Source organism: Streptomyces sp. NPDC002793, from assembly GCF_040295485.1.
Taxonomy (GTDB): Bacteria; Actinomycetota; Actinomycetes; order Streptomycetales; family Streptomycetaceae; genus Streptomyces.
In genome coordinates, this window is the sequence record NZ_JBEOVL010000039.1 from 17,009 (window position 1) to 33,471 (window position 16,463).

General features: G+C 71.4%; 17 protein-coding genes and 1 tRNA gene. 7 read left to right on the forward strand and 11 right to left on the reverse strand.

Features of this window, described 5'->3' with window-relative positions; translation table 11 throughout:
- Window positions 1–7: 7 nt before the first annotated feature.
- Window positions 8–796 (reverse strand): ferritin-like domain-containing protein, encoded by a 789-nt coding sequence (locus ABT001_RS28595; protein WP_351283258.1) that lies wholly within the window; start codon window positions 794–796, stop codon window positions 8–10.
- Between the two features lie 241 nt (window positions 797–1,037).
- Complete coding sequence (locus tag ABT001_RS28600; protein WP_351283260.1) at window positions 1,038–2,090, reverse strand: LLM class F420-dependent oxidoreductase; 1,053 nt, start codon at window positions 2,088–2,090, stop codon at window positions 1,038–1,040.
- A 143-nt stretch (window positions 2,091–2,233) separates the two neighbouring features.
- Between ABT001_RS28600 and ABT001_RS28605 the strand changes: the two genes are divergently transcribed.
- Both ABT001_RS28605 and ABT001_RS28610 read left to right on the forward strand, forming a co-directional pair.
- The gene (locus ABT001_RS28605) at window positions 2,234–3,217 is read left to right on the forward strand and encodes an aldo/keto reductase (protein ID WP_351283263.1); all 984 of its coding nucleotides are present in this window, start codon (window positions 2,234–2,236) and stop codon (window positions 3,215–3,217) included.
- Window positions 3,214–5,454 carry a helix-hairpin-helix domain-containing protein gene (locus ABT001_RS28610; protein ID WP_351283265.1) on the forward strand — a complete coding sequence of 747 codons (2,241 nt, stop codon included), beginning with the start codon at window positions 3,214–3,216 and terminating at the stop codon, window positions 5,452–5,454. Before ABT001_RS28605 ends, ABT001_RS28610 begins: the two co-directional genes overlap by 4 nt.
- Window positions 5,455–5,518: 64 nt before the next feature.
- Here ABT001_RS28610 and ABT001_RS28615 read toward each other — a convergent pair whose 3' ends face one another.
- On the reverse strand, window positions 5,519–6,205 hold the full coding sequence (locus tag ABT001_RS28615) for a hypothetical protein (RefSeq protein ID WP_351283268.1): 687 nt from the start codon (window positions 6,203–6,205) through the stop codon (window positions 5,519–5,521).
- A 47-nt stretch (window positions 6,206–6,252) separates the two neighbouring features.
- Between ABT001_RS28615 and ABT001_RS28620 the strand changes: the two genes are divergently transcribed.
- Complete coding sequence (locus ABT001_RS28620; protein WP_351283270.1) at window positions 6,253–6,441, forward strand: DUF5703 family protein; 189 nt, start codon at window positions 6,253–6,255, stop codon at window positions 6,439–6,441.
- Window positions 6,442–6,499: 58 nt separating this feature from the next.
- Here the strand turns inward: ABT001_RS28620 and ABT001_RS28625 are convergent, their stop codons facing one another.
- The 3 genes from ABT001_RS28625 to ABT001_RS28635 form a co-directional block, all read right to left on the reverse strand.
- Complete coding sequence (locus tag ABT001_RS28625) at window positions 6,500–7,282, reverse strand: chaplin (protein WP_351283271.1); 783 nt, start codon at window positions 7,280–7,282, stop codon at window positions 6,500–6,502.
- Between the two features lie 139 nt (window positions 7,283–7,421).
- Complete coding sequence (chpH, locus tag ABT001_RS28630; protein WP_351283273.1) at window positions 7,422–7,655, reverse strand: chaplin ChpH; 234 nt, start codon at window positions 7,653–7,655, stop codon at window positions 7,422–7,424.
- Window positions 7,656–7,806: 151 nt separating this feature from the next.
- Window positions 7,807–9,141 carry a M20/M25/M40 family metallo-hydrolase gene (locus tag ABT001_RS28635; protein ID WP_351283276.1) on the reverse strand — a complete coding sequence of 445 codons (1,335 nt, stop codon included), beginning with the start codon at window positions 9,139–9,141 and terminating at the stop codon, window positions 7,807–7,809.
- 192 nt (window positions 9,142–9,333) lie between these two features.
- On the opposite strand from ABT001_RS28635, the gene ABT001_RS28640 reads away from it, so the two are divergent.
- Together ABT001_RS28640 and ABT001_RS28645 are read left to right on the forward strand one after the other, a co-directional pair.
- Window positions 9,334–9,421, forward strand: a tRNA-Leu gene (locus ABT001_RS28640).
- A 114-nt stretch (window positions 9,422–9,535) separates the two neighbouring features.
- Window positions 9,536–10,474 carry a pseudouridine synthase gene (locus ABT001_RS28645; protein ID WP_351283279.1) on the forward strand — a complete coding sequence of 313 codons (939 nt, stop codon included), beginning with the start codon at window positions 9,536–9,538 and terminating at the stop codon, window positions 10,472–10,474.
- 12 nt (window positions 10,475–10,486) lie between these two features.
- On the opposite strand, the gene ABT001_RS28650 is transcribed toward ABT001_RS28645, so the two are convergent.
- The 3 genes from ABT001_RS28650 to ABT001_RS28660 all read right to left on the reverse strand — a co-directional run bounded on the left by ABT001_RS28650 (window position 10,487) and on the right by ABT001_RS28660 (window position 12,982).
- A complete protein-coding gene (locus ABT001_RS28650) occupies window positions 10,487–11,116 on the reverse strand; it encodes an MBL fold metallo-hydrolase (protein ID WP_351283282.1) in 630 nt (209 codons plus the stop codon).
- Window positions 11,116–12,201, reverse strand: coding sequence for an S-(hydroxymethyl)mycothiol dehydrogenase (locus ABT001_RS28655; RefSeq protein WP_351283285.1), 1,086 nt, complete (start codon window positions 12,199–12,201; stop codon window positions 11,116–11,118). The genes ABT001_RS28650 and ABT001_RS28655 overlap by 1 nt, the downstream gene beginning before the upstream one ends.
- A gap of 79 nt (window positions 12,202–12,280) precedes the next feature.
- A complete protein-coding gene (locus tag ABT001_RS28660; protein ID WP_351283287.1) occupies window positions 12,281–12,982 on the reverse strand; it encodes a FadR/GntR family transcriptional regulator in 702 nt (233 codons plus the stop codon).
- A 147-nt stretch (window positions 12,983–13,129) separates the two neighbouring features.
- Here ABT001_RS28660 and ABT001_RS28665 point away from each other — a divergent pair, with 147 nt between their 5' ends.
- A complete protein-coding gene (locus ABT001_RS28665; RefSeq protein ID WP_351283289.1) occupies window positions 13,130–13,639 on the forward strand; it encodes a gluconokinase in 510 nt (169 codons plus the stop codon).
- 11 nt (window positions 13,640–13,650) lie between these two features.
- On the forward strand, window positions 13,651–15,048 hold the full coding sequence (locus ABT001_RS28670; RefSeq protein WP_351283292.1) for a GntP family permease: 1,398 nt from the start codon (window positions 13,651–13,653) through the stop codon (window positions 15,046–15,048).
- A gap of 13 nt (window positions 15,049–15,061) precedes the next feature.
- Here ABT001_RS28670 and ABT001_RS28675 read toward each other — a convergent pair whose 3' ends face one another.
- Together ABT001_RS28675 and ABT001_RS28680 are read right to left on the reverse strand one after the other, a co-directional pair.
- On the reverse strand, window positions 15,062–15,727 hold the full coding sequence (locus tag ABT001_RS28675; protein WP_351283294.1) for a cytochrome b/b6 domain-containing protein: 666 nt from the start codon (window positions 15,725–15,727) through the stop codon (window positions 15,062–15,064).
- Entirely contained in the window at window positions 15,669–16,334 is a 666-nt protein-coding gene (locus tag ABT001_RS28680) for a molybdopterin-dependent oxidoreductase (protein WP_351283362.1), read from the reverse strand. Before ABT001_RS28680 ends, ABT001_RS28675 begins: the two co-directional genes overlap by 59 nt.
- Between the last annotated feature and the right edge of the window lie 129 nt (window positions 16,335–16,463).

Genomic DNA, 16,463 nt, shown 5'->3' on the forward strand with positions numbered 1-16,463 from the left:
GCCCGTCTCAGGCGTATTCGGTCTCGGGTACGGCCGGTGTGCCCAGTGCGTCGCGCAGGGCGGGCTGTTCGAGGCTCACCATGCGCCGCCAGCCCACCAGTCGCTCGTAGGCGTACATCGCGTGGATGCCCGCGGCGAGCACGGCGGCCTTGGCGCGGGGCCAGCGCAGCACGGAGCCCATGTGGTTCATCACGGCGAGGCTGACGTCGCGGTACACGCGGATCTCGGCCCTGGCGCACTCCCGCAGCACGGACTGGATCGTCCGGCCGTGTCCGGCGCGGGCGAAGCGGAGGAGTTCCTCGTGGCAGTAGGCGAGGTGGTGGTCCTCGTCCCGCGAGATCATCTTCACGGCGCGGCCGAGGACGGGATGCTCGGCGAAGTGCTTGAGCAGGAGCCGCATCTGTTCGGAGGCGCGTTGTTCGGTGACCCTGCTGTGGGCCAGGTAGACGATGATGTCCCGTTCGGTGAGGGGTTCCTCCCGGCCGAGCCGGTCGTGGGCCAGGCCGATGCCGTGGCGTTCCAGCAGGAGGGTGTAGTCGGTCTCGTAGGGCACCGCCACCGGCTGGAGTCCGCGCTGCTTCAGCAGCGCGTTGAAGATCCGGCCGTGTTTGTCCTCGTCGGCGCCGTGCCGGGCCACCTTGGGCGCGAGTTCACGTAGCCCCGAGGGGACGAGCGCGGCGATGCGGCCGTTCTCCCAACCGCCCTGGGCCTCCCCGCCCGCGGCGATGGAGCAGAACAGCCGGAACGCCTCGTCGTCGTCGAGGATCTCCTGGAACAGGCCTTTTGCCGAGAGCATCACTGCCACCTTTCGCACCGGTGTCCGCAGAGGCACAGTCAAATTCGGTACGCGTCGGTAGGCAACACGAGCAGGGCGGGGCAGGGCCGATCGGGCGCCTCGCGGCCGCCGGACCTGCCCGGGTCTGCCGGGAGGGGTACCGGGCGTAACCCGGGACCCGTCCCGCCCGTTGTTCCGGGAGACGGCCGTGGCGGGGAGGCCCCCGAGCCCCCACCACGGCCGTGGTGCTGCGCCGGGGACGCTACGCGGCGAGGCCGGAGCGCTCCAGGGCGTCGGTGCCCGCGCGCAGGGCGGCGAGCCGCTCGTCGAGCGTGAAGCCTGCCGGGGCGAGGGTCAGCGTCGTGACACCCGCGGCCGCGTACGCCTGCATCCGGTCGGCGATCCGGTCCACCGGGCCGAGCAGGGTGGTCTGGTCGATGAGCCGGTGCGGTACGGCGGCGGCGGCGCCGGCCTTGTCACCGGCCAGGTACTTGTCCTGGATCTCGGCGGCTTCCTGCTCGTACCCCATGCGCTGGGCGAGCCGGTTGTAGAAGTTCTGCTTGCGGCTGCCCATGCCGCCGACGTAGAGCGCGGTGTACGGGCGGAACATGTCGGCGAGGCCGTTGATGTCGTCGCCGACCGCCAGCGGCAGGGTCGGACAGACGTCGAAGCCCTCCATCGTCTTCCCGGCCTTCTCCCGCCCGGCCCGCAGGTGCTGCACCGCGGTCTCCTCCAGGTGTTCGGCGGACGGGAAGATCAGCAGGGCGCCGTCGGCGATCTCGCCGGTCTGCTCCAGGTTCTTCGGCCCGATCGCGGCGATGTAGAGCGGGATGTGCTCGCGCTGCGGATGGACCGTCAGCTTGATGGGCTTGCCGGGGCCGTCGGGCAGCGGCAGCGTCCAGTGCTCGCCCTCGTAGGACAGCCGCTCCCGGGACATCGCCCTGCGCACGATCTCGACGTACTCGCGCGTGCGGGCCAGCGGCCTGTCGAACTTCACGCCGTACCAGCCCTCGGAGACCTGCGGTCCTGAGACGCCGAGTCCGAGGCGGAAGCGGCCTCCGGAGAGCGAGTCGAGGGTGGCGGCGGTCATGGCCGTCATGGCGGGCTGGCGGGCCGGGATCTGCATGATCGCGGAGCCCACGTCGATGGACTCGGTCCGGGCCGCGACCCAGGCCAGCACCGTCGGCGCGTCGGAGCCGTACGCCTCGGCCGCCCAGCAGACGTCGTAGCCGAGCCGGTCGGCCTCCTGGGCGACGGCGAGGTTGTCGTCGTCCATCCCCGCACCCCAGTAACCGAGATTGATGCCGAGCCGCATACCCACGCTCCTCTACTGATCAGTAACGTTCCTGTCGTGCGGGACTCTAGCGCGGGGCGCCCGAGTCCGGCAGGCTCGCCCGGGGTCCGCGGTCGTCCACAGGCCTCCACCCCGTGGGGGCTCGGCCAGTAACCTCAGCGCCCATGGAGCAGAGGCATCTCGGCCGTACCGGCCTTCGCGTGTCCCGGATCGGGCTGGGCACCCTCACCTGGGGCCGGGACACCGACGAACACAACGCCGCCGACCAGCTCAAGGCCTTCTGGGACGTGGGCGGCACCCTCGTCGACACCGCCGACGTGTACGGCGGCGGGGAGGCCGAACACCTGCTGGGGCGCCTCCTGGGCAACCTGGTGCCGCGCCGGGATCTGGTCGTCGCGACCAAGGCGGGCAGCGTGCCCGATCCCTCTCGCCGCTTCGACGGTTCACGCGGGCATCTGCTGGCCGCTCTCGACGCGTCCCTGCGGCGCCTGGGGACGGACTACGTCGATCTCTGGCAGATCCACGCCTTCGACCATGTGACACCGCTGGAGGAGACGCTTCAGGCGGTGGACCTGGCCGTGTCGTCGGGGCGCGTCAGATATGCCGGAGTGTCCAACTTCAGTGGCTGGCAACTGGCCAAGGCGGCCACGTGGCAGCTCGCCGCGCCCGGCCGGCGCACCCGGCTGGCCAGTACGCAGATGGAGTACTCGCTGCTGCAGCGCGGCATCGAGCGGGAGGTGCTGCCGGCGGCGCTGGACCTCGGGGTGGGGCTGCTGCCGTCGTCGCCGCTCGGCCGCGGGGTGCTGACCGGCAAGTACCGCACCGGCACCCCCTCCGACTCGCGGGCCGCCTCCGAGCACCTGGCTCCGTTCGTCGAGCCGTACCTCGACGAGGCGGCGAGCAGGATCGTGGACGCGGTGGCCACGGCTGCCGACGGCCTCGCCACGACGCCCCTCCACGTCGCGCTCGCCTGGGTCCGGGACCGCCCGGGAGTGGTGGCTCCGGTCATCGGGGCGCGCAACGCGCAGCAGCTGACCGAGGCGTTGTCGGTGGAGGCGCTTAGTCTTCCTGACGAGATCTGCCAGGCGCTCGACGACGTGTCGGCGCCCGTGCACCGCTATCCCGATCAGGACTGGAGCACGCTGTGACTGCGCACCCCCGGGAAGAAGCCCCGGACCCCGCGGCCGAGGACCAGGAGCCCGGCGAGGACGCCGGCGCCCAGGCCGCTGACACGCCCGGCACGCCCGACGAGGGCGCTCCCGGGAGCGCGGAGGGGGCGGGCGACGGCGTGGAGGGCGCGCAGGACCTGGGACAGGCACCCGAGGCCCCCGCGGCGCCCGCGCTGTCGGAGGCCGAGGCCGAGCTGGCCGCACAGCGCGAGTTGCGTGAGCGGATCGAGCAGCGCAAGGCCGAGAAGGAAGGCCCCATCCCGGCCGGTACGAAGCTGAGCGGTCCGGCCGCGGATCTGCTCGCGGCGGTCCGTGCGGTGGAGAGCGGTGAGAGGCCGGGCACCGCCTTCTTCGACTCGCCCGCGTCGCCGCCGGCACCCCGCAGGGCGGCCCCTGCCGCTCCTGCCGCGCCCGACCGCGCCTCACGGCCCTCCGAGCAGCAGGCTCCGCGGGCCGCGTCCCCCGAGGCCGCGGCCACCGTCGCGGCGGTGCTCGCCGAGGGCGGGGCACCCGAGGTCCTGGCACGGCCGGCGGTGACGACGCTCGGCGAGGGCGCCGCCGAGGTCCTCCGGGAGGACCCGTGGCAGCTGCTGGCCCTGCCCGGCGTACGGCCCGAGCAGGCGGACGGCTTCGCGCGTGCGCTGCTGGGCGCGGAGTGCGGCCCCGACGACGAGCGGCGTACGGCGGCCTTGGTGGCCTGGCTGCTGGAGCGGGCCGCTCTGCGGGGGCACACCGCGCAGGACGCCGACGAGGTGCGCACGGCACTGGCCGCCTTCTCGGTGGCCGATCCCGGGGAGGCGGTCCAGCACGCCGTCGCCGAGGGCGTGGTGCTGGTCTTCCAGGACGACGAAGCCGATGCCGGTGCCGACGCCATGGAGCCGGAGCCGGCGGACGGGGCCGACGAGGCGCCCGAGGGCGAGGCGCGGGCCGACGCGGAACCGGCGCGGGTCCTGCTCGGGCTCGACCGGTACGCCCTGGCCGAGGAGGCACTCGCCGACGGTCTGGCCCGGCTGGTCAACTCCTGCGACAGGAGCGCCGACTGGACGGACGCGGCGGCCGCCGCCCCGTCCCCCTCGGCCGGCGAACTGATCCGGGCGGCCTCGACCGCGGGCCTGGTGGCCCACAGCGGCGGCGAGGCCGCCCGCGCCGAACCCGCCGCCCTCCTCGCCGCCGCGCACGGCCTCGGTCTCCGGGCCCTGGGCACCACCCACAGCGCCGACGGCCGGCGCAGGCTGGCGGACGCGGTCGGTGATCCGGGTGCCGCCGTCACGCTCTCCGCCCTGCTCTCCGGCGAGGAGGGGCCCGGCCGGGACGCGGACGGCGCGTTCGCCCTCGACGTGCTGGTGGTGCTGGACGCCCCGCAGCTCGACGTGGAGACGGCCGCGATGCTGGTGGAGTCCCTCGCCGACGGCACACGGCTCGTCCTGAGCGGGGACCCGGGAGTGCTCGGTTCGGCCGGTGCCGGCCGGGTCTTCGCCGATGTGATCGCGGCGCGCTCCTGCCCGCACGTGATCTCGCGCACTCCCGACCCCGGGCCGATCGGCGAGCTGGTCTCCGGCATCGGCATCGGAGAGCTCACCCAGGTCGAGGCGCCGGGCAGGGAAGTGGTGATCGTTCCCGTCCGGGACGCGGGCGAGGCCGTCCACCGCACGGTGCAGCTGGTGGCCGACTCGGTGCCGCGTGCCATCGGCGTACCTTCCACCGACACCCAGGTGATCACGGTCGGGCACGGCGGCTCGGCGGGCACGAAGGCGCTGAACGCGGCGCTCAAGCAGCGGCTCAATCCGGGACCCGGCAGGTTCGGCGGCTTCGACCCCGGCGATCGTGTGGTCCATGTCCCCGCACCCGGCAGGGCGGTGCCCGGCTCGGTCGTGTCGGCCGACGAGGAGGGCCTGCACCTGGACTGTGCGGGCACCCCCGTCGTCGTACCGCAGGACCGGGTGGAGACCTCGGTGCGCCACAGCTGGGCGCTCAGCGCCCACCAGGCGGCCGGGATGCGCTGGCCCGCCGTCGTCGTCGTGCTGCCCGGGGACGCCGCCCAGGCGCTCAGCAGGCCCTGGGTGTACACGGCGTTCAGCCGTGCCGAGCGGCACCTCTCCGTGGTGCACGGCGTGGACCAGGCCCTGCCACGCGCGGTGGCCGAGGTCCCGGCGCAGGAGCGGACGACCCGGCTCCGCCCGCTGCTGGAGGCGCTGCCCGCTCCGGACGCCTCGTAGGCAGTCACCCGAGCACGGAGACGGCCCCGGTGCGGTACCGGGGCCGTCTCCGTGCTCAGGGGGGTCAGGCGCGGCCCGGGGCCGCCCCGTCCGCGTCTTCTTCCGCGTCTTCTTCCGCCTCGTCGGCCATGTCGTCGTCCTCGTCGAAGACCGAGCTGACGTCGAAGCGGCAGACCACCATGGCGGGATCCACCTCGTCGAACGGCGCCCGGAGCCACTCCCCCGGCTCGGGGAGCTCCTCCGCGGCGGAGACCCAGAGGGTGGAGTCCCCCTCCTCCAGGCCGAACTCATGGTGCCGGGAGGCGATTTCATCCGCCTCGTACTCGCCGAACACCACCCCAAGCGCGGCGTGCACACCGGCACCCCCGGTCGGCAGGGCCTCACCCTCGTGCCCCTCCGGATCGAGGTCGGCGAGCCGCTCCGCCTGGGCGAGCAGCCGCGCCGGCTCCGCCACCGCGTAGTCACGCCTGATCAGGACGCTGACGGCGTGCGGTTCCTCCGGACCCGCGTACGGCGGGAGGGAGTCCTCGGCGGAGGGGATCTCGAAGGGGGTGACCTCGTCGTAGCGGTCGTAGAGCAGTTCGTCGTAGACCTCGGCCGCAGCGGCCAGTGCGTTGAACGCGTCGTACACAGCGGGGTCGTCGTCCCCGGTACGGCGTTCGACTGCCTGCAGGTGGCGGTCGAGCGCGGTTTTGACTGCATCGGCGGCGGCGCGTACCTCGGCAGCGGTGGGCTGCGCAGCATCAGACATGGGACAGACGCTATCCGTACCGGGGGCCTGCCCGCACAATAGATGCGATGCCGGAATACGAATTCATCGACGTGTACGTGCCGCGCGGGGTGTCCCGCAAGGAAGCGGCCAGACTGCTGACCGACCATGCCGAGTACGGGCACTGGGAGTTGGACCGGCTTGCGCTGCGCCATGACGGCAGCCGCCGGGTGCGGCTGCGCCGCCGCATCATCCGCCAGCTCCGGCCCACCTGGTAGCAGGGAGCGGGCTCCGCCCATGCGGAACCCGCTCGTCACACCGGATGTCTCCGTACCGCTACGCGGCGCTCCGCGAACGCCGGTACAGGACCGTGCCCGCACCGGCGAGCAGCAGGCCGGCGCCCGCCGGGACGAGCAGGTCGAGCCCGCCGCCACCGGTGTGCGCGAGCTGCTCGCCCGCCACGAGCTGGGTCTCGGGAGCCGGAGGCGCGTCCGGCGTGGCCGGCCGCTCCGGGGTGTGCGGTGTCTGCGGTGTCTGCGGCACGACGGGAGGTGGGGCCGTCTCCGTGTCGTTCTCGCAGTCGTTGCCGAAGACCGGGTTGAGCAGTCCGCCGATGGTCACGCTGTTGCCGCAGAGGTTCACCGGGATCTCGACCGGTGCCTGCACCTGGTTGCCGGAGAGGATCCCCGGGGAACCGGTCGTCTCCGCCTGTGCCGAGGTACCGGACGCACGGTGCCGGCCCGTCCCCGCTCCACTGTCCTGGACGTTCTCGTGACCGGACGCCTGGCTCCCGGAGCCGTGTCCGGAAGCCTGACCTCCGGACCCGTGTCCGGACGAGGATCCGCCGTCCGAGGTGTACGCGTGACCTGGATCCGCAGATCCGTTTCCGCAGTCGTTTCCGCTCGTGGGATTGAGCAGACCGCCGACGTCCACGGAGTTTCCGCACACGTTGACGGGTACATCGATCGGGACCTGGATCGAATTCCCCGAGAGCACTCCCGGTGAATTCGACGCGCCGCTCGCCGCACCCGCGTCGGCGTGCGCGTAACCGCTGCCGAGCGCGAGCACGCCGCCCGCCGCTGCCATGGTGATCAGGCCTTTACGTGTGACCTGTCGCATAGGTTGCTTTCCTGCCTTCTGCCTACCGAAATGTCCCGGGCACAGTCGTGGCCGGGACCGAATGCCCAGCGGCCCCGGAGTGCATGGAGCGCACTCCGGGGCCGACCGGACTCACACCCTCACGGGTTGACGCGCATCGTCACGCGTTGACGCAGGTGTTGCCGAAGGCGGGGTTCAGCAGCCCGATCACGTTGATCGTGTTGCCGCACACGTTCACCGGAACGTGGACCGGCACCTGAACGACGTTGCCCGAGAGCACGCCGGGGCTGCCGATGGCGGCACCCTGGGCACCGGCGTCGGCGGAAGCCATACCCGCACCCGCGAGCACGAGACCACCGGTAGCAGCCGCGATTGCGACGACCTTCTTGATCATTATTCCTCCTGGTTGACAAGTGCGGTCCCAGCCGCGGACCGCATCACATGTAACGAGGAGGGAGTGACGGGGCTACGAGCACGCGGCCCCTTTCACCCTTTCTGATGAGTACGCACAGACAGGCGAATTCTGTCGCGGCGCATCGGGGAATTCAGGAGTGGCCGATGAACCGGTCGAGCACCCGGGCGCCGAACTTCAGGCCGTCCACCGGAACCCTCTCGTCCACACCGTGGAACATGCCGGCGAAGTCCAGCTCCGGCGGGAGCTTCAGCGGGGCGAAGCCGAAGCAGCGGATGCCGAGGTCGTCGAAGGACTTCGCGTCGGTGCCCCCCGAGAGCATGTACGGCACGGCGCGGGCGATCGGGTCCTCGGCCTTGAGCGCGAGCTGGATCGCGTCCACCAGGGAGCCGTCGAAGCCGGTCTCCAGCGCCTTGTCGCCGTGCACGTCCTCGCGCTTCACCCGCGGCCCGAGGATCCGGTCGAGGTCGGCCAGGAACTCCTCCTCGTAACCGGGCAGGAAGCGTCCGTCCACGTGCGCGGTGGCCTGTCCCGGGATCACGTTCACCTTGTACCCGGCGCCGAGCATGGTCGGGGCGGCGGAGTTGCGCAGGGTGGCTCCGACCATCTTGGCGATCCCGCCGAGCTTGGCGAGCGTGGCCTCCATGTCCTCGGGGTCGAGCGGAGTGCCCAGCGCGTCGGACAGCTCGTCCAGGAAGGACCGCACGGTCTTGGTCACCCTGACCGGCCACTTGTGCCGCCCGAGCCGGCCGACGGCCTCGCAGAGCTCGGTGATGGCGTTGTCGTCGTTGGTCATCGAGCCGTGTCCGGCGGTGCCGTCCACGGTGAGCCGCATCCAGTGCATGCCCTTCTGCGCGGTCTCCACGAGGTACAGCCGCAGGTTCTCGTTCACGGTGAACGAGAAGCCGCCGACCTCACCGATCGCCTCGGTGACGCCGTCGAAGAGGTCCCGGTGGTTGTCGACGAGGTGGCGGGCCCCGTACGTGCCGCCGGCCTCCTCGTCGGCGAGGAAAGCCAGCACGATGTCACGCGGGGGCTTACGGCCGCTGCGCATGCGGTCCCGTACGACCGCGAGGGTCATCGCGTCCATGTCCTTCATGTCGACCGCGCCACGGCCCCAGACGCACCCGTCCGCGATCTCCCCGGAGAACGGGTCGTGCGTCCAGTCCGCCGCGTTGGCCGGCACGACGTCGGTGTGGCCGTGGATCAGGAGCGCCGGCCTGGAGGAGTCCTCGCCCTCGATCCGGGCCACGGTCGAGGCACGGCCCTTGTGGGACTCGATGATCTTCGGCTCCAGCCCGACCTCGGCGAGCTTCTCGGCGATGTACTCGGCGGCGGCCCGCTCACCGGGGCCCGAGTGATCGCCGTAATTGCTGGTGTCGATCCGGATCAGGTCACGACAGAGGTCCACGACCTCATTCTCGGCGGTCTCGCCGATGCCGGCCCGGGCCGTGTTGGTCTCGCTCACGCTGCTTCCTTCCACTGTCGCGGTGGTGCTCCCCCTCATCCTCGCGCGCCGGCTCCGCACACCCAAGGCCGCCCGGCCCCCGTCATGCGTCGTTCACACGCCCCGGGCATGCCCGGGGCGTGATCGAGCACCCCCGAAGGTTTGCTATTGTTTTCCACGTCGGAACGGGCAGGGCCCCGGAAGACACACCCGGTCCGGGTGGCGGAATGGCAGACGCGCTAGCTTGAGGTGCTAGTGCCCTTTATCGGGCGTGGGGGTTCAAGTCCCCCCTCGGACACCAGCGAGACGTTCATTGGATCGTCCCGATGTGTTACCGAATCTCCGGAGAGTCGTACGACTCTCCGGAGATTCGTCGTTGTCGGCCTCTCCGGCCCCCGCGGCAAGGAACGAACCCATGCGAAGACGGGCCAGGCCACCCGCCGCCCCGCTCCCCCAGCGGGACGGTGTCGATCCGGTGCGGGTCAGACTCCCCGAGGACCCGGACGGCGCCTGGCCGACCGTCCGGGAGCATCTGCTGGACCGGTTCGCCGGGGCGATCGGCGCCGGGCGCGTGGACGTCATGCTTGCGGAGGGCAGGTTCGTCGGGGAGGACGGCGGTGCGGTGCGTGCGGACGAGCCGTACACGGCCGGGCGCCGTCTCTGGTTCCACCGGGACTTCGCGCCGGAGGAGCCCGTGCCGTACCCGGTGGGCGTGGTCCACCGGGACGAGCGTCTCGTCGTCGCCGACAAGCCGCACTTCCTCGCGACGACCCCGCGCGGCCGGCACATCACGCAGACCGTGGTGGCCCGGCTGCGCAGGGAGCTGGACCTGCCGGAACTGCAGCCCGCCCACCGGCTGGACCGGCTGACGGCGGGCCTGGTGCTCTGCGTCGTACGGCCGGACGACCGGGGCGCCTACCAGACGCTGTTCCGGGACCGGCTGGTGCGCAAGGAGTACGAGGCGGTGGCTCCGTACGATCCGCGGCTCGCGCTTCCCCGTACCGTGCGGAGCCGGATCGTCAAGGAGCGCGGGGTCATCGCGGCGCGCGAGGAGCCGGGGCCTGCGAACAGTGAGAGCCGGGTCGAGCTGCTGGAGCACCGGGGCGCCCTGGGCCGCTACCGTCTGCTGCCGGCGACGGGCCGCACCCATCAGCTGCGGGTGCACATGAACGCGCTGGGGCTGCCGCTGGTGAACGATCCGGTCTATCCGGTGGTGGAGCCCGAGCCGGAGCACGAGGACTACGCGCGCCCGCTGCAACTGCTGGCGAAGACGCTGGAGTTCACCGATCCGGTCACGGGTGAGCCGCACCGCTTCGAGAGCGGGCTGCGGCTCTCCGCGTGGCCGGACCGGTGAGCCCCGCCGCGGTCAGTGCCCGCGGTTGATCCAGTCCTCCAGCTGCGGGGCCTCCGCGCCGATGGTGGTGGAGTCACCGTGTCCGGTCCGGACGGCGGTCTCCGGCGGGAGGGCGAACAGCCGGTCCCTGATCGAGTCGATGATCGTCGGGAAGTGCGAGAAGGACCGCCCGGTGGCGCCGGGCCCGCCCTGGAAGAGCGTGTCGCCGGTGAAGACGGTGTTCAGCCCCGGGGCGTGGAGGCAGACGGCGCCCGGTGCGTGGCCCGGGGTGTGCAGCACCGTGAGGCGCGTCCCGGCGACCTCCAGCTCCTGGCCGTCGGCCAGTTCGGCGTCGGGGGCGCGGTGCGGGTGGGTCTGCTTCCAGAGCGGCAGGTCGTCCGGGTGCAGCAGGATCGGCGCCCCGGTCGCGTCGGCGAGGGCGGGAGCGGCGTCGATGTGGTCGTTGTGCGCGTGGGTGCAGATGATCGCGCGCAGCGTACGGCCGCCGAGCGCCGCTTGGATCGCGGCGGCGTCGTGGGCGGCGTCGATGACGACGGCCTCGGTGTCGTCGCCGACGATCCAGACGTTGTTGTCGACGTCCCACTCCCCGCCGTCGAGGGCGAAGGTGCCGGAGGTGACCAGGTGGTCGATGCGGGCGGCCATCAGAGGATCACCACCGAGCGCAGGACGTCGCCGTCGTGCATCCGGGCGAACGCCTGCTCGATCTCGTCGAGCTGGATCGTCTCGGTGACGAAGGCGCCCAGGTCGAGGCGTCCCTGCTGGTGCAGGTCGATGAGCATCGGGAAGTCACGCGAGGGCAGGCAGTCGCCGTACCAGGAGGACTTGAGCGAACCGCCGCGTCCGAACACGTCGAGGAGCGGGAGTTCGACCTGCATCTCCGGGGTGGGGACGCCGACGAGGACGACGGTTCCGGCGAGGTCCCGGGCGTAGAACGCCTGCTTGTACGTCTCCGGGCGGCCGACCGCCTCGATGACGACGTCGGCGCCGTTGCCGCCGGTCAGTGCGCGGATCGCCTCGACGGGGTCGTCCGAGCGGGAGTTGACGGTGTGGGTGGCGCCCATCTTCTTCGCCGTCTCCAGCTTGCGGTCGTCGATGTCGACCGCGATGATCTTCGCCGCTCCCGCGAGCCTGGCTCCGGCGATCGCCGCGTCGCCGACACCGCCGCAGCCGATGACGGCGACGGAGTCGCCGCGGCCGACCTGGCCGGTGTTGATGGCGGCGCCGATGCCGGCCATGACGCCGCAGCCGAGCAGTCCGGCGACCGCCGGGGAGACCCCGGGGTCGACCTTGGTGCACTGGCCCGCGGCGACGAGGGTCTTCTCCGCGAACGCGCCGATGCCGAGCGCCGGGGAGAGCTCCGTGCCGTCCAGGAGGGTCATCTTCTGCTTCGCGTTGTGGGTGTCGAAGCAGTACCAGGGGCGGCCGCGCAGACAGGCGCGGCACTGGCCGCACACCGCACGCCAGTTGAGGACGACGAAGTCTCCGGGCTCGACGTCGGTGACGCCGTCGCCGACGGACTCCACGACACCCGCGGCCTCGTGGCCGAGCAGGAACGGGAAGTCGTCGTTGATGCCGCCCTGCTTGTAGTGGAGGTCGGTGTGGCAGACGCCGCACGCCTGGATCTTCACGACCGCCTCACCGGGTCCCGGGTCGGGCACGATGATCGTCTCGACCCGTACCGGCTCGTTCTTCCCCGGTGCGATGACACCTTTCACCTGCTGCGCCATACCGTGGTCTCCCATCCCGACTGTCCCGATTTCTGCTGAAGATCGTTCACCGACCACCGTACCGGGGCGGGCCCCCTGCTCAGGGGGCGAGGACGTCCAGTTCGTGGAGCGCGCCGACGGCGATCTCCTTGGTCAGCCGTTCGGCCTCCGCCGAGTCACCCTCCCGTACCGCTTCGGCGAGCCGGACGTGGAGCGTGACGGCGGCCGGGTCCGGGTCCTCGAACATCACCTGGTGGTGGGTACGCCCCGCGAGGACCTCCGCGACGACGTCGCCCAGCCGCGCGAACATCTCGTTGCCGGAGGCGTTGAGCACGATGCGGTGGAAGGCGATGTCGTGCCGGAGGTAGCCCTCCAGCTGCTGGCCGCGCGAGGTCGCGACCATGCCGAGGGCGCATTCGGTGAGGGCGGCGCACTGCTCGGCGCTGGCGTGCCGGGCCGCGAGGCCCGCTGCGACGGGTTCCACGGCGGACCGCAGCACGGTGAGGGAGCGCAGCTGCCGGGGCCGGTCGGATCCGGCGAGGCGCCAGCGGATGACCTGGGGGTCGTATACGTTCCACTCGTCGGTGGGCCGCACGGTCACTCCGACCCTGCGCCGGGACTCGACCAGGTGCATGGATTCCAGGACGCGGATCACTTCGCGTACGACGGTGCGCGACACGTCGAAGCGCTGGGCGAGCTCATCGGTGCGCAGCACCCGGCCGGGCGGGCAGTCACCCGCCGCGATCTCCAGACCCAGGGCGTCCAGCACATGCGTATGGAGCCCCTGGGCAGGTGTGGTCATGCCCACAAGCCTACGGGGCGGCCTGCGGGAACAAAAAGTACGACGTTTATGTCACAGCTACTTGAATAAGTCGTATGTAATGGGTTTCAGTAGCGCGACGGACCGACGTCGACGGACCGAATGTCGATGAAGACAGCGAGGCACCCAATGAGCACCCCCCATGTCGTCGTGGTGATGGGCGTAGCAGGCACCGGCAAGACCACGATCGGTCCTCTGCTCGCCGACGCGCTCGGCGTCCCCTATGCCGAGGGCGACGACTTCCACCCGCCGGCCAACATCGCCAAGATGACCGCCGGCACGCCGCTGGACGACGACGACAGGTGGCCGTGGCTGGACGCGATCGGGAAGTGGGCACACGGCCGGGCGGGGCTCGGCGGCGTGGTCAGCAGCTCGGCGCTCAAGCGCGTCTACCGCGACCGGCTCCGGACCGGGGCCCCTGATGCCGTCTTCCTTCATCTGACCGGAGACCGGGCCCTCATCGAACGCCGCATGGCGGACCGCAAGGGCCACTTCATGCCGACCGCGTTGCTCGACTCCCAGTTCGCCACCCTGCAGCCCCTGCAGGAGGACGAGGCGGGCGTCTCCGTCGACGTGTCCGGCACTCCTGAGGAAATCACCGACCGGGCCGTCGCCGCGCTGCGGCAGCTCGCGAACTAAGGAACACCACCGTGACCAGTCTCAGCGTCGAGATGCTGGCAGCGGATGCCGTCGAACCGATCACTTCGGCCGGCAACGCACAGCTGGGCATCGCAGTCCTGGCGGGTATCGCCGTCATCGTCCTGCTCATCACCAAGTTCAAGATGCACGCGTTCCTCGCGTTGACCATCGGTTCGCTGGCGCTCGGCTCGTTCGCCGGGGCCAACCCGGCGAAGACCATCGCGAGCTTCACCGCGGGCCTCGGTTCCACCGTCGCGGGTGTCGGTGTCCTCATCGCCCTCGGCGCCATCCTGGGCAAGCTGCTCGCCGATTCCGGCGGCGCCGACCAGATCGTCGACACGATCCTCGCGAGGGCGAGCGGCCGGGCCATGCCGTGGGCGATGGTCCTGATCGCCTCGATCATCGGACTTCCGCTGTTCTTCGAGGTCGGAATCGTCCTGATGATTCCGGTGGTGCTGCTGGTCGCCAAGCGCGGCAACTACTCCCTGATGCGGATCGGGATCCCCGCGCTCGCCGGTCTCTCCGTGATGCACGGGCTGATCCCCCCGCACCCCGGTCCGCTGGTCGCGATCGACGCCCTCGGTGCCAACCTGGGTGTCACGCTGGCCCTCGGCGTACTGGTGGCCATCCCCACCGTGATCATCGCGGGTCCGGTCTTCTCCCGCTACGCCGCCCGCTGGGTGGACATCCAGCCGCCGGAGAAGATGATCCCGCAGCGCCCGTCGGAGGAACTGGACCGTCGGCCGAGCTTCGGCGCGACCCTGGCGACGATCCTGCTCCCCGTCGTGCTGATGCTGATCAAGGCACTCGTCGACATCGTGGTGGACGACCCGGAGAACCACGTCCAGCGGGTCACCGACGTCATCGGTTCGCCGCTGATCGCGCTGCTCGCAGCCGTGATCGTCGGCATGTTCACCCTGGGCCGTGCGGCCGGGTTCACCAAGGGCCGTCTCTCCGGCACCGTCGAGAAGTCGCTCGCCCCGATCGCGGGCATCCTCCTGATCGTGGGCGCCGGCGGCGGGTTCAAGCAGACCCTGATCGACGCCGGTGTCGGCCAGATGATCCTGGAGTTCTCCGAGAACTGGTCGATCCCCGCCCTGCTGCTCGGCTGGCTGATCGCCGTCGCGATCCGGCTGGCGACGGGCTCGGCGACCGTGGCCACCATCTCCGCGGCCGGTCTGGTCGCCCCGCTCGCCGCCGACCTGTCGACGTCGCACGTCGCGCTGCTCGTCCTCGCGGTCGGTGCGGGCTCGCTCTTCTTCAGCCATGTCAACGACGCGGGGTTCTGGCTGGTGAAGGAGTACTTCGGCATGGACGTCCCGCAGACGATCAAGACCTGGTCGGTGATGGAGACGATCATCTCCGTCGTCTCGCTGGGCTTCATCATGCTGCTGTCGCTGGTGTTGTAGCGGTCCGGCCGTCCTACTCCTCCGGCTCCCGCCACAGCGGGTGCTCGGAACGGGCCCAGTGGCGCTCGACCGACCCGGTACGCATGCCTCGGCGTGCCTCCGGGTCGGCGAGCGCCTTCGCCATGTGTGCGGCGAGGACGATGCCGATCGCGAGCGCCAGCCAGTCGTGGACGAAGGTCGCCCCCGTGCGCCACACCAGCGGGGCCAGATCGGTGAACCACATCAGCAGCCCGGTGCCCAGCATCACGAGCACGGCGCCCGCGATCCAGGCCGCGTAGAGCTTCTGGCCCGCGTTGAATTTCCCGGCCGGCCGTGATCCGGGCGTGCGGTCGCGGCGCAGGGCGGCCCGCAGCCACTGCCGGTCGTGCGGTCCGAACCGGTTGAGCAGGGAGAGGTCGGCGCGCAGGGCGCGGGAGACCAGCCCGGCCAGCAGCGGCACGGGGACGAGCAGCCCGGACCACTCGTGCACGGTGACCACGAGGCGCCGGCGGCCGACGAGTTCCGCGAGCTGGGGGATGTACAGACAGGCGGCCGTGGCGACACAGAGCAGCGTCAGCCACGCCGTGGTGCGGTGCACCCAGCGCTCCGCGACGGTGAAGCGCCGGAGCCTCGACGAGGGCTCAGACGGTGGGGGCGTCTTCGCGGCCGTTGGACCGGCCGACCCAGGCGTCGACGTCATAGCCGAGCTCCTCCCAGTATCCGGGGCGCACGGAGTCGGTGACGGTGATCCCGGACAGCCATTTCGCCGACTTGTAGAAGTACATCGGTGCCACGTAGAGCCTGACCGGGCCGCCGTGCGAGTGGACCAGCGGCTTGTCCTGCATGCGCAGGGCGACCAGGACATCCGGGCGCCTGGCCTGTCCGATGGTGAGGCTCTCGCTGTAGGCGCCGTCGAAACAGGTGAACCGGATCGTGCTCGCACCGGGCCGTACCCCTGCCGCGTCCAGCAGCGCCGAGAGCCTGACTCCCTCGAACGGGGTCTCGGGCACCCGCCAGCCGGTGACGCACTGGACGTCGCGCACGAGCCGGGTCTGCGGAAGTGCCCTGAGCGAGTCCAGCGTGTACGTCGTCGGGCGGTCGACCATGCCGTCCACGGTGAGCCGGTAGTCGGCGGTGGTCCTCTCGGGCACGGAGGTGACGACCGAGTAGTAGCGGAACCCACCGCCGTTGGGCAGCAGGCCCGTGAGTCCGGTGGGGTCCTTGTCCGCGACCGCGCCCAGCCCGCTCTCCAGCGTGCGCTGCAGCACGGGGGCGGCCGCCACCCCCGCGGCGCCGAGGCCGAGCATGGTGAGCACCAGACGGCGGCCGACGGGTGTGCCGTCGGCAGGAGGATGATTGTTCACCCTCCCAGTCGACCACCCGCGGCCGTCCGCCACCAGGGCCCGCGGGCGGGCGTCACACTTCCGAAAGGAAGC